Origin of the sequence: Acidovorax delafieldii, assembly GCF_007993815.1 — a bacterium.
Taxonomy (GTDB): Bacteria; Pseudomonadota; Gammaproteobacteria; order Burkholderiales; family Burkholderiaceae_C; genus Acidovorax; species Acidovorax delafieldii.
This window is the reverse complement of sequence record NZ_VJWE01000011.1, coordinates 312310-324912: the sequence shown is the minus strand read 5'-3', so window position 1 is coordinate 324912 and position 12603 is coordinate 312310. Positions and strand designations below refer to the sequence as shown.

Here is a 12603-nt window from a genome sequence, read left to right as displayed (position 1 = left end):
GGTGTCGGATGGGTCAAAGGGAAGGGGTGTGGTGCGCATTCTGAACCACTTGTTCTACGGCCCTGGTCATATGGATATAGCCAGGGTATGGGTCCATGCCGCGCTGGCCGTTCAGGGCACGGGAGATATCTCAACGCGCATGGCATCCTCTGAGGGGGTGATCTGAACCTGAACCGGCAAGCCTAGCGCGATGGTCTGCGCATTGGTAACCGTGTGCTGCGTTACCTTGGTGCAGGTGTAGCGCGCGGCCTGCCCACTGCGCCACACAGACAGGGCCAGCGGCAGCATCCACTGGTCCGCCAGGTGCGGGCCCAGCGCGCCGGTGCTGCGCTGGTAGGCGCGCACCTCGTCCACCAGCCGCTTGGCTACCTGCTCGGCCGACAGGCTGCGCTCGCCCAACTGGCAAAACACCTCGGTCACCTGCGCATACTCCAGCGTGGCGATCAGCGCATTGCCCGGGCCCTCGTTCTGGCGTGTGGATGGCTGGCGCAGTTGGCCGGACTCGAACGTCCACCCCATGCGCTGGCCCAGCGCCTCCAGCTCCCGCGTCGCTATGTGGCGCGCCAGGCCGGGTGCCAGTGCCTCGCCCCAGCCGTTTTGCAGCGGGCCGCGCTCCAGCACATCCACCGGCGCCAGCGGCTGCGTGGTGGCGGTGGCGGGCACGATGTGCGCCACCAGCTCGCCGCCCCCGGCGGGGTAGAAGCCCCGCCGCTGCAATTGCAACTCCAGCCCCACACCCAGCCGCCGCACCAGCGGCGCAAAGGCGCGTTCCAGAAAGTCAAACGGCGGCGCCATCGGGTTGTGCGTGCCACCCGCCAGCTCGACCTTGCTCGGGCCATCGGCCAGCATCAGCGCGGGCAGCACCGTCTGCAGCACCAGCAGGCAACTGCCTGCCGTCGCGATCTGAAAACGGTAATCACCTGCACGCACGTTGCCGGGTGTGAACACCAGCGTTTGCGAATTCAGCTCCGCGCCTTCGGCCTGCCCGCCGCACACGGCCACCGCCGCTTGCACGCAGGCCAGGTGCTGGCGCATCAGCCCCGGCTTGGGCCGCCCCACACGGATGCGCGTGATGTGCAGTGGGCGGCCGGTGACCATGGACAGGGCCAGGCCGGTGCGCAGGATCTGGCCGCCGCCTTCGCCGGTGGAGCCGTCTAAGTCCAGTTGCTGCACGTTCATCCCTTCACGCATACGACTTGCTTGAGCGTGTAAACCACCTCCACCAGGTCTTCCTGCGCCGCCATCACCGCGTCAATGTCCTTGTACGCCATCGGAATCTCGTCGATCACGTCGGCGTCCTTGCGGCATTCCACGCCCTCGGTGGCCTTGATCTGATCTTCGACCGTGAACAGCTTCTTGGCCTTGGTGCGGCTCATGGTGCGGCCTGCGCCGTGGCTGCAGCTGTTGAAGCTCTCGGGGTTACCCTTTCCGCGCACGATGAAGCTCTTTGCCCCCATGCTCCCAGGGATGATCCCCAGCTTGCCTTGCTCGGCACTCACCGCGCCCTTGCGGGTCACGAACACGTCTTGCCCGAAGTGCGTTTCGCGCTGCACGTAGTTGTGGTGGCAGTTCACGGCTTCCACGTGCGTCTCGAATGGCTTGGTGATCACCTTGCGCAGCGCGGCAATCACGCGGCCCATCATCACCTCGCGGTTGGCGGCGGCAAACTTTTGCGCCCACCCCACGGCCTTCACGTAGTCGCCGAAGTACTGCGCGCCTTCCTCGAAGTACGCTAGGTCCTTGTCCGGCAGGTTGCGCTGGTTCATCTCGGCGTCCTTCTTGGCCAGCTCGATGAAGTGGGTGCCGATGGCGTTCCCCACCCCGCGCGAGCCCGAGTGCAGCATCACCCACACGCTCTGGTGATCGTCCAGGCAGATCTCGATGAAGTGGTTACCCGTTCCCAGCGTTCCCAGGTGCTTGTAGTTGTTCGTGTTCTTGATGCGCGGGTGCGCCTCGCAAATTTCCTCGAACTCATCCACCAGCCCCGCCCAGGCGCGGTCGGTTTCAGCGGGCGGCGTATCCCAGCTCCCCTTGTCGCGGCCAAAGCGCTTGGGCGTCATGCCTACTGGAACGGCGCGCTCGATGGCGGCTCGCACGCCTGACAGGTTGTCGGGCAGGTCGCTGGCCGTGAGCGTGGTCTTGCACGCCATCATTCCGCATCCCAGGTCCACCCCCACCGCTGCGGGGATGATGGCCTTGAGTGTGGGAACCACCGAGCCGATGGTCGCGCCGATTCCCAGGTGCACGTCGGGCATCACCGCCACGTGCTTGAACACGACGGGCAGGCGCGCGATGTTGCGCAGCTGGTTCTTCGCGTCTTCCTCCACGGGTACTCCGTTGGTCCACATCTTCACGGGAACGCCGTTTGGTATTTCGAGTTGTTCGTAGTTATTGGCCATGGTTCTTTTCTCGTTGTTTCTTCGTTGTGTTGTTCGTTTTTAGGGCGACGGGCGTTATGCGGTCATTGCGTCAAAAACTGCGCTGATCCGCTCCGGGAGCGGGTAGCGCTGATGGTCCACGGCCCCCGCTGGCAACCAGGAACTGGTGGGGCCTGTGTCCACCAGGCGCATGAGCTTTTCCGCCCAACGTGCCTTGGTGGCGGGCCTGTTCAGCCATTCCTCCATGGTGCGTTTGTATTCGGCTTGGTCAGCGGCAAACGCATTGCCCATCTGGTTGGCATTCCACACATAGTCCCAATAGCACGCGTCCACAAAGTGCAGGGTCGATGCGTCGCTGTCGCTATCGAGCCAGTGCTGTAGCAAGGTCTCCAGCGGCACGCGGGCATAGGCCCACATGAGCAAGATGGTGAAGGCGTTATCCCCCTGGAAAAGCGAATCGCTGCCCGCAGGCCATTGCTCCAAGCCTTGTACAAAGTACGCCAGCGCAAAGCCCTGCAGCGCAGCCTGTTCTGTTGCTGAAAAGGAGCCGGGCTCGCAGCGGCCCAACCGGTCCAGATACAGCTCGGTGGAGTGGTGCAACCGGGCGCCTTCGGCCAGCAGTTCCAGCAGCCGTGGGGCCAGGTATTTGATTTCATCCGCAGGCTGCACCTGGCTCTTGGCCGAATCGTTGTATTGGTAGAAGTGCTTCTCGGTCAGTTGGGGCAGCGGCAGGTGGCTCATTTGCAGTGCCAGGTCAGCATCCATGCAGCAGGCAGTGCAGACATCCAGGGTGCCCACCTCTGGTGCGCTGTATTTGGCAAATGCCTGGTAGACCGCCTGTGTGGCTGCTTCCAGCGGTGTGGTTACAGGTGTCGGTTGCTTCTTCATAGGGTTCTTTCATCTCATCTTCACCAGGCCATTGAGCACCTGGTCCAGGCCGCCAAAAACCGAGATCTTGTCGATGCGTTCAGCCACGCGCTCCAGCGTCTCCAGCTCCTTCATGCGCAGGGCGACAGGGTTGTCCTCCATCACTTTCGCGGTGTTGAGCAGCGAGCGCGTGGCGGCAGTTTCCTCGCGGCGGCGGATCACGTTGGCCTCGGCCTGCTTCTGTGCCTGCACCACCTGGGTCAGGATGGTCTTCATCTCGCCCGGCAGCACGATGTCCTTCACGCCCACGCTCTCCAGTTGCATGCCGTAGGGCAACAGCTTGGCGGCCATGTGTGCGGTCACCACGTCGTCGATCACCGTTTTGTTTTCCAGCAGCTCGTCGAGCGTGCGGGTGCCCACGGCGGCGCGCAGCGCAAACTGCAGCTCGCGGTACAGGTGGTCGGCAGGCTTTTGCAATTGGGCAAAAGCGCGCAGCACATCGGTGTAGCGGTAGGTGGCGCACAGGTTCAGGCGCAGGCTAACCTTGTCGCGGGTCATGATGTCTTGGCCCGATACTTCCACGGCTTGCAGGCGCAAATCCACCATCTCCACGGCCACGGTGCGGCCGTACTTCCAGAAGGCGTAGGTGCCAGCCGTGAGCAGGCGCTCCACCTTGCCGTCCACCGTCAACAGCGCGCACTGGCCCTCGGGCACCTGCACCTGCAGCACACCGGTCAATCCGGTCACGCTGCGCTGGCGCAGCTGGGTTTGCGTCAATCGCGCCACCAATGCGGTGGGTAACTCAGCGCCCGCTTGCAGGTCCACCACTTGCACGCTCACCTCCACCAAACCTTTCCAATAAAGGCGGCGGGTGCCGGGGGGCAGGATCTCGACCAGCACGCCGTTTTCGCTGCGCAGGCCCACGTCGGTTTCCGACAGGTTGACCTGCACAAACTCGGCGGCCACCACGGCGGGCTCCTGCGCCATCAGGTACTCGGCCAGGCCGTGGGTGAAGGCGGGTTGTTCCAGGGCGAAGGTCTCCACGCGCAACTGGTCGGTGCCCGCAAACAGCCAGTAGGTGCCGCTGCGCAGCACGCGGTCAAAGCTGCCGTTGCGCAGCAGTAGGGCGCGTTCGTTCTTCTTGACGGTGGCGCGTTGGAACATCTTCGTCAGCATCTCTTTTTCCTCTCTCTTCTTCGTTGTCGTATCGGGTTGCCGTTACAGCGATGGCGGGGTGCCAGGGGGTGCAGCCTGGGCCGTGCAGTGCGCCGTGGTGGCTGCCCCCATCCCCAGCGGGAATGGCGGCAGCGCGGCTGGCTGCGGGCGCGGGCTGTGCCGGGTGCTGGCACAAACCGCCACCGGCTGACGGGGTGAATCCCTTGCGGTCGCTGCGCAACCTCGGGGCCTCTCCCCGCGTTCGGCGGGTGGTCTTTCGACCGGTACTTCCAAACAAGGTCTTGCGACCGTGGGCAGGAATCGAACCTGCGACAACCGCCTTTCGGCGGGGCTCTACCAGACTGAGCTACCAGTGGTGGCACGCCTGGAGTCGAACCAGACACTTCCTTTCGGAGTGGTCACCACGACCGTGCCGCTACCCAGCGTTGGCGATGTGCGGCATGCAGAACATCAACAGAACCCGAAGGCCCCGGACGCCCTGCACCGGTGGGGCGAACATTTGTCCTAACCCCAGCCTGTGAGCGGTCACCGCTTGCGCTGGATGCTTCTTCTATTGCCAGATGTGTGCCAGCTTGTGGTGAGTGGTATTCAACTTGCCCAAGCTGTTGATTTGTATGGTGATATTTTTGTTTTACGAAATTGGTGTGGTGTGCGTTTGTCGGAATAATTAGAATGAAAGCTAGTTAAATAGACAAAATAAATGCGCAAAAACAAGGTGGTCATGGGGTTCCTTGGCACCCAGCTCGATTCCGGCCGGGGCGCCGGGCGGTGGGAGAAGTGGCGCCCCACCGTATCGCTGGTGCAGCATGAGGACGTGGTGATCGAGCGGCTGGAGCTGCTCTACACACCACCGCACCGCGAGCTGGCCCACCAGGTGCGCACTGACATGGCGACTGCCTCGCCCGAGACCACGGTGAACCTGGTGCCGCTGCCCATTGCCGACCCGTGGGACTTTGGCGAGGTCTATGCCCAGCTGTACGACTGGACGCAGGCCTACCGCTTTGACACCGAGCGCGAGGAGTACTGGACGCACATCACCACCGGCACGCACGTCGCGCAGATCTGCCTGTTCCTGCTGGTGGAGTCGCGCCGCATTCCGGGTGTGCTGGTGCAGACCTCTCCGCCCAAGCGCCAGCAGATGGGCAACCCTGGCAGCTACACGCTGATCGACCTGGACCTCTCGCGCTACGACGGGATCGCGCAGCGCTTCGGAGCGGAGCAGCAGGATGCGGTGCAGTTCCTCAAAAGCGGCATTGCCACGCGCAATGCGCGCTTCAACGCGCTGATCGACGAGGTGGAGCGGGTGGCGGTGCGCTCGCGCGCGCCCATCCTGTTCACCGGGCCCACGGGCGCAGGCAAGTCGCACCTGGCGCGGCGCATGTATGAGCTGAAAAAATCCCGCCACCAGGTCGAGGGCGAATTTGTGGAGGTGAACTGCGCCACGCTGCATGGCGACGGTGCGGCGTCCACGCTGTTCGGCCACAAAAAGGGCGCCTTCACCGGCGCTGCGGCCGACCGTGCGGGTTTGCTGCGTACTGCGCACAAGGGGGTGTTGTTCCTCGACGAGATTGGTGAGCTGGGCCCGGACGAGCAGGCCATGCTGCTCAAGGCCGTGGAGGAAAAACGCTTCTACCCCCTGGGCAGCGACCGCGAGGTGGAGAGCGACTTTCAACTGGTGGCTGGCACCAACCGTGACCTGCGCACCGAGGTGGCGGCAGGGCGCTTTCGTGAGGACCTGTTTGCGCGTATCAACCTCTGGAGCTATGTGCTGCCGGGCCTGGCCCAGCGACCCGAAGACATCGAGCCCAACGTGGAGCACCTGCTGGTGCGTGCGGGCACGGAACTGGGACGCAGCGTGCGCTTTTCCAACGAAGCGCGCGCCGCCTACCTGCGCTATGCCCAGTCGCCTGAAGCGTTGTGGACCGGCAACTTTCGCGACCTCTCGGCCAGCGTGACACGCCTGGCCACGCTGGCTGACAGCGGTCGCATCGGCCTGCCCCTGGTCGAGGCCGAGATCGCCCGTTTGCGCTGGCTGTGGCAGCCCGCCAGCGATGCGCGCAGCGGGCTGGCATCTGCAACAGGGACGGTGGGACGCGACGAACTCGCGGCCCTGCTGGGCGCCGAGGCGGTGGAATCCATGGACCTCTTCGACCAGCTCCAACTGGCGGCGGTGCTACAGGTCTGCCGCCAGTCGCGCACGCTGTCGGACGCGGGGCGCCTGCTGTTCCAGGCCTCGCGCACGCAGCGCACGGTGGTCAATGACGCGGACCGGCTGCGCAAGTATCTTGTGCGCTTTGGTCTGGACTGGGATCGCGTCGCGGCCGCTGGGCGATAATCCTACCCGTGAAGCACGCCAGACCGCCGCTGGTGCAATCTGGGAAACCAGGCACTGGAGGAACGTCCGGACTGCACAGGACAGCGTAGCAGCTAACGGCTGCCCACCGTGAGGTGAGGATCAGAGCAACAGAGACGAGTCCCGGGGGAGTGCCGCAAGGCAAACCACCGGGGGTGAAACGGGCAATCTCTACGCGCAGCAATACCAAGTAGGCCAGCGTTGATGTGGTTCCGCAGAGCTGGCGGGTAGGTAGCACCGAGCCGTGGTGGCGACACCCGGCCCAGATTAATGGCGGTCACACTGCGGGCAACCGTGGTGCACAGAATCCGGCTTATCGGCGCGCTTCACACTTTATTTCCACCCCGACTCGCCAAGGGTCGTGTGGTGACCACGCAGCCCCTGTGGCGCGGCTGTGTTCAGTTTTTTGCGCAATGGGGTGCTTGCCCCCGCTCCAGCTCTGTCGCACGCTCCACCGTGTCGGGGTGGCTGCTCAGCAGCGACCAGACAGGGTGCGAGCCGATCTCCTGAGCCACCTTGCGCTGGCGTGCTGCATCGGGTGTGCTGGCCCCGGAGGAGGGCGCCGATGCTGCGGCGGTCGGGCCCTTGCCCTGGTCCTTTTTCTGGGCCTCTTCGTTGTCCTCATCGCGCGCAATCGCCAGCAGCAGCTGGCCCATGGGCGCTGTGGGCAGTGCGGCGTGGCGCATGACGGCGATGGCGTAGCAGTCGGCCTCGCGCTCATGGCTGCGGCTGTAGGCCAGGCCGGTCAGCAAGGATGCACCCGTAGAGACGATGCCAGACACATCGCCCAGCGCCAGCCCCAGGCCCATGTTGAGCACGCCCTGCTGCACCACCATGCGCGTGGTGTGGCGCTGCACAACGTGGCCGACCTCGTGGGCCAGCACGCCCATCAAGGCGTTGTCGTCCAGGCCCTTGTCGGCGGCTGCCTTCACGATGCCGTCGGTCATCACGATTTTGCCGCCGGGCAGCGCAAAGGCATTGGCGCCCATGCCGGATCGGAACTCCAGGGACAAAGGCGGCCGGTAGCCGGAGTAACGCTGCAGGCCAGGGGGCGTTTGCTGCACCAGGGCATCAAAACGCGCCTTGAGCTGGTCTTGTCGGGCCGAAGGCAGCTTGCTGGGCTTCAGGGTGCCGTTGTCCATCTGCTGGAGCACGTTCTCGGCCACGCTGGTCTCCCAGCTGATGGGCACAAACCGCGTGAGCTGCGTTGCCGCCCAGGGTGTGCCGTAGCGGTAGAACAGCGTGAGGCCAATGACGGCGGCGGCCGTCACGCCCAGCAGCACGGGCCAGCGGGTCTGCATGCGTTGTGCGATGCCGGGGCGCTCGCCCGCCACGGCCAGTGCGGCGCGCCATTCGGCCACGGCATCGATCTCCACGCTGCCATGGTCGCGCAGATCGACGACCACGCGGGGCTGCGGTTTGCGCTCGTTCCAGGCCTCGGGCCAGCCCACCTGTTTCCAGGCAAAGACGACAGGCTCGGCCCCGGGCTGTGAGAGCAGGTGCAGCACCAAGGAGGGGCCTTGCGGCGTGGGCCGCAGGCTCACCACCACGGGCCGGGCCTTGCTGCTCTGGCCATCGAACCAGCGCCCGGGGACGAGGGCTGGGTGCGCAGATGCCGACATGTTCAACCGATAAGGTCGAGGCCAGCCGCATCCGCCAGCGCATCGCCCAGGCCCCCCTGCTGCTGGCGCACCATGGCACCGGTCACCTGCTCCACGCCGCCCTTGACGTGCAGGGTGACGGACTCGCACTTCATGCGGTACTCGCTGACCCGCGCAAACGGGCGGTACAGCCCCAGCGTCAGCAGGGTAAGCAGCATGTTCTTGATGCGCCGCCACACGTAGCGGCCGCTTTTCAGGTGGCACTTGAAGCGGGCCACGTGGCTCACGCCGATGTTGTTCCACATCAGCTGGAACATGCGCGCCTCGCGGTATGCGCGGGCCGGTGCCGACGCCAGGATCAGCATGAAGATGCCCGCGATGATGGACACGATGATCACCACAAACATCCACAGGCCCAGGCGGTCGCTCTGGCTGGCCACCAGGGCGATGGAGCTGCCTGCGAGGATGCCGATCAGCGCCGAGAACCCCACCACGCACAGGATGAACACAGCCACGGTGGCCATCCACACCTTGACGAAGTCCATGTACACGGGTTTCCAGCGGCCTCGCTCGGCACCCACCTGGGCCTTGAGCACCAAGAGGCTCTTGAAGTTGTATTCGGTGCGGATCACGCACAGCACCGACAGCACCAGGCCCAGCAGTACCAGGCCGCCCATGGCGGGCGTGAAGCGGGGCATGGGTTGTTTCTTGCCCTCTTCTTCGATGGCCTCCAGCGCCTGGGCCAGGTCGGGCGACAGCAGCTGCAGACCATAAAACACGCCAAACCACACCAGCGCCAGCGCAAACACAGGCCAGCTGGCGATGTAGACCTCTTTCCAGCTGGCCGTGAACTGTAGTCGCAGCCCGCGCCAGCGCGTGGCGCCCAGGCGAAACCGCATGGCGCTGGCCCAGATGAAGGGCGCCAGCGCCGCGCCCGCCAGCAGGAACAGGCCCACCGCCGTGTCCTGCCCGGTGTTGGCGGCCAGGTTGTAGGCAATGGTCAGCAGCATCAGCAGCACAAAGCCCATCACCATCTTGCGCTGCTGCGCGGTGAATTCGAGGGGGCTGCCGGCCACCAGCGTGTGGCTGTAGAAATACTGGGCGGTGCGGCGGCGCGCCCAGGGCGTGTAGATGCCCAGCGTGACGATGGACAGCAGCACGTTGACGATCCAGACCCGGAAATACTCGCCCCCGCTACCCGTGAACTCGAGCGGGTGGGCATCGATGTTCATCGGCATGAAGGTGGACATCGGCCCCGCAGCGCCGCCAGACGATTGGTTTGTGTTCATGAACTCCCTCCAGAGTGCTGCGCAGTGTAGCAGCGGTGCGGATCGAAGGAATTCAAATGAAAAAGGCTTGAAGCGCTTGTTGTAAAAGCGCTGGTAGCTATGTTTTCAGGAGCATATGTGCTTGACTTGTCCGGTGCGCATCGGCAGGGTGCGGCTGGGCCCGCAAGCCCTTAGGGCAACGCTGAACAAGTCCCTCGCGCACCGCGCACCCCTGCTTTGGGCGGTCTGCCGCGTTGCAAATCCTCGCGATAGCTACGGCTATCGCTGTGGTTTGCGCCTTGCATCCCATCCCAAATCAGGGCGCGCGCCACTGCGGGGACTTATTCAGCGTTGCCTTAGAACTTCTCCCAAGGCTGCAGGTAGCGCCACTGCCCCTCGGGCACCTTGGCCAGCGGCACGCGGCCGATGCGGATGCGCTTCATGCCCACCACCGTCAGGCCCACCGCTTCGCACATGGCCGGGATCTGGCCGGGGCGGATGCCCTTGAGCGCAAAGCGCAGCTTGGTTTCGTTCTGCCAGCTCACCTTGATGGGGGGCAGGGGGCGGCCATTGAACGTGAGGCCATGGCACAGGCGCTGCAGGCCATTGGGCGCGATGTCGCCCTTGACCTCGACGATGCACTCCTGCTCCAGCGACTCGATGTCTTCGGCCAGCTTGCGCGCGATGCGCTTGTCTTGCGTGTACACCACGAGGCCGCTGGCCTCGGTGGGTAGCGGGGTGAAGCATTCGAGCTGCTTGAAGTGGCGCTGCAGCACGCGGATGCCCGAGGCGTCTTCCGGCAGGTGGGACGCCGCGCTGAGCAGCGTGAGCGCCTGTTGCGCACCCTGACTGCGGCTGGCGTGGGCCGCCTGCCCTGTGGGTGAGCCAGGCAGGCCCAGGCCTGCTTCAAACCCTGCGGGCTTGTGCAGCAGCAAGGTCACTGGGGTCAGCTCCAGCAGGCTGGCATCGGGTGCAACCGTCACGGCCTGATCGGGGCGCACGCGCGCGCCGGGGGCTTCCTCGATCTGGCCGTCCACGCTCACAAAGCCGCCCTCGATGAATTGCTCGGCCGTGCTGCGCGAGCAGCTCAGCTGTTCGGCCACGCGTTTGGCCAGGCGGATGTGGGTGGGGTCAGGGTTCTTGTCGGTCATTGAATGAAGGCGGTCTTGGTGTTCTTGTGGCTCAGTTGTTGCCGGGTTGCAGCGAGCGAATGCGCTCCACATGCGCCAGCAGCGAGCGCTGGGCCACGGGCCACATGCGCTGCGGTACGTCGTCGTACGCGTGGCGCACCCAGTCGTCCATGCTGCCCTGGGGCAGCGCCTGCATGGCGGCCAGCACCTTGGCCTCGCGCGCCAGGCGGTGGGCCCTGAGCTTGGCGATGGCATTGCGGGCACCGAGGACCGGGCCCCCCAGCACGTAGCCATGCGCGGGCAGGATGAACTCCACGCTGTGCTCGGCGCAGACCGCATCCAGCCGGTCCAGCGAATCCAGGTAGTCGGCCATGTTGCCGTCCGGCGGGTCGATCACCGTGGTGCTGCCGTTCAGGATGTGGTCACCACTGAACAGCAGCGCGTCTTCCACCAGCAGCAGGCACAGGTGGTTGGCCGCATGGCCTGGGGTGTGGATGACCTGCAGGGTATGGGTGATTTTGCCTTCAGGTGCTAGTCCCTCAAGCACGAGTAGCTCATTATTTTGTAGCGCCCGGTCGGGAGTGAACTGGCTGGCCGCGCGGGCCGTGGGGGCCGACGGCAGGCCCAGAACGGGCGGGCGCGCCTTGCCGGCCTGCACACACATCGCCTGCAGCGGCGCCGCGCCGGGAGAATGGTCGGCGTGCGAGTGGGTGCACACAATCATGCGGATGTCGCCCCCCGCTGCACGCCAGAGCTTGTCCAGGTGCTCGGCGTCGGCCGGGCCAGGGTCGATGGCGATGAAGCCCGTGGCCGGGTCGCCCACCAGATAGCTGTTGGTGCCAGGGCCGGTCATCACGCCGGGGTTGGGGGCGGTCAGGCGCATCACGTTGCGCAGCAGCGGCACGGGGCGCTCAGTCTGCCAGTCCAGTGGGTGCACGATCTGCCCGTCGGGGCAGACCAGCGCCAGCTCGCCAAACGGCATGTCGTCCTCCATGTAGCGCGCTTCCTTGCCTGCCAGCAGGCCGGCGCGCGGGCAGCTGACCCACAGGGGCTGCTCGTGCGCCACGGCGTCCAGCACTGCCTGGGTGCTGGCAAATTGGGCCAGGCGCTGCAGCGTGCGGATGGTCGGGAAGATCATGAAGAACTGCCCCGCCTCGTGCCGCGCCAGCGCGTCGGCAGGGCGCACCCACACGGGCTCGAACTGCTCTGCCTCGTCGGCCACGGGCTCCTGGCCCTCGGGCATGCGGGCCACCAGAAAGGGCACTTCAAAGCGGCGCGCCAGATCACGATCGGCCGTCCAGTGGGCCAGCAGATACACCCCATCTGCCGCCAGGCGCAGTCCGCGTGCGGCGCACTGTGCGGCAAACGGCTGGTGGCGGTCGATGGCGGCAATGTCCTGCGCATCGGCCATCTGCCCTTGGCGGGGGCCTTCTGCATGGCGCGCCAGCAATACGCCCAGCTCTTCAAAACTCTCGCGGATGGCGGCAATCGCCTGGGTGAGGTGCAGGTCGCTTTGGGTGGGGCGGCGGTCGGCGGCGGCGTGCGTCGCGGGTGCTGCATCCAGCGCATCAATGCCACCGCCGGGGAACACATACGCGCCAGGCGCAAAACTGGCCGTGGCCGAGCGCCGGGTCATGAGGACTTCGAGCCCGCCGCCGCCAGGCACATCGCGCAGCAGCAGCACGGTGGCAGCGGGGCGGGTGGCTACCGGTTCTCGGTGGGGGTGGAGTTGTTGGCTGGAGCGGGGCATCGGGCCATTATCCGGCGTTGCCCTGCAGCCTGCCCGCCAGCTGCTTTCGTCAACGGACCGGCCTCTTGCCCTTGGGGAGG

The 12603-nt window shown here is 65.4% G+C and carries 9 protein-coding genes, 1 tRNA gene and 1 other RNA gene; 2 read left to right on the top strand and 9 right to left on the bottom strand.

From position 1 onward, the window contains the following. Positions 1 to 111 precede the first annotated feature (111 nt). The 5 genes from rtcA to ATF69_RS04165 all read right to left on the bottom strand — a co-directional run bounded on the left by rtcA (position 112) and on the right by ATF69_RS04165 (position 4778). Positions 112 to 1191 carry an RNA 3'-terminal phosphate cyclase gene (gene rtcA / locus ATF69_RS04185; protein WP_244303646.1) on the bottom strand — a complete coding sequence of 360 codons (1080 nt, stop codon included), beginning with the start codon at positions 1189 to 1191 and terminating at the stop codon, positions 112 to 114. Beyond that, on the bottom strand, positions 1176 to 2399 hold the full coding sequence (locus ATF69_RS04180; RefSeq protein ID WP_146869978.1) for an RtcB family protein: 1224 nt from the start codon (positions 2397 to 2399) through the stop codon (positions 1176 to 1178). Before ATF69_RS04180 ends, rtcA begins: the two co-directional genes overlap by 16 nt. A gap of 54 nt (positions 2400 to 2453) precedes the next feature. Next, positions 2454 to 3266, bottom strand: coding sequence for a hypothetical protein (locus tag ATF69_RS04175; protein ID WP_146869977.1), 813 nt, complete (start codon positions 3264 to 3266; stop codon positions 2454 to 2456). Between the two features lie 9 nt (positions 3267 to 3275). Continuing rightward, complete coding sequence (locus ATF69_RS04170) at positions 3276 to 4409, bottom strand: slipin family protein (protein WP_146870707.1); 1134 nt, start codon at positions 4407 to 4409, stop codon at positions 3276 to 3278. A gap of 296 nt (positions 4410 to 4705) precedes the next feature. Next, positions 4706 to 4778, bottom strand: a tRNA-OTHER gene (locus ATF69_RS04165). A 343-nt stretch (positions 4779 to 5121) separates the two neighbouring features. Between ATF69_RS04165 and rtcR the strand changes: the two genes are divergently transcribed. Together rtcR and rnpB are read left to right on the top strand one after the other, a co-directional pair. Further along, positions 5122 to 6756, top strand: coding sequence for an RNA repair transcriptional activator RtcR (gene rtcR, locus ATF69_RS04160; RefSeq protein ID WP_146869976.1), 1635 nt, complete (start codon positions 5122 to 5124; stop codon positions 6754 to 6756). A gap of 10 nt (positions 6757 to 6766) precedes the next feature. Further along, positions 6767 to 7106: RNase P RNA component class A (rnpB, locus tag ATF69_RS04155), an RNA gene on the top strand. A 66-nt stretch (positions 7107 to 7172) separates the two neighbouring features. Here rnpB and ATF69_RS04150 read toward each other — a convergent pair. The 4 genes from ATF69_RS04150 to ATF69_RS04135 form a co-directional block, all read right to left on the bottom strand. Beyond that, complete coding sequence (locus ATF69_RS04150; RefSeq protein ID WP_146869975.1) at positions 7173 to 8396, bottom strand: M48 family metallopeptidase; 1224 nt, start codon at positions 8394 to 8396, stop codon at positions 7173 to 7175. A gap of 2 nt (positions 8397 to 8398) precedes the next feature. Continuing rightward, positions 8399 to 9664: a YjgN family protein gene (locus ATF69_RS04145; RefSeq protein WP_244303645.1), complete on the bottom strand. Its 1266-nt coding sequence runs from the start codon at positions 9662 to 9664 to the stop codon at positions 8399 to 8401. Positions 9665 to 9999: 335 nt separating this feature from the next. Then, positions 10000 to 10794 carry an rRNA pseudouridine synthase gene (locus ATF69_RS04140; protein WP_146869974.1) on the bottom strand — a complete coding sequence of 265 codons (795 nt, stop codon included), beginning with the start codon at positions 10792 to 10794 and terminating at the stop codon, positions 10000 to 10002. A gap of 31 nt (positions 10795 to 10825) precedes the next feature. Further along, the gene (locus tag ATF69_RS04135) at positions 10826 to 12523 is read right to left on the bottom strand and encodes an MBL fold metallo-hydrolase (protein WP_146869973.1); all 1698 of its coding nucleotides are present in this window, start codon (positions 12521 to 12523) and stop codon (positions 10826 to 10828) included. Positions 12524 to 12603: the final 80 nt, after the last annotated feature.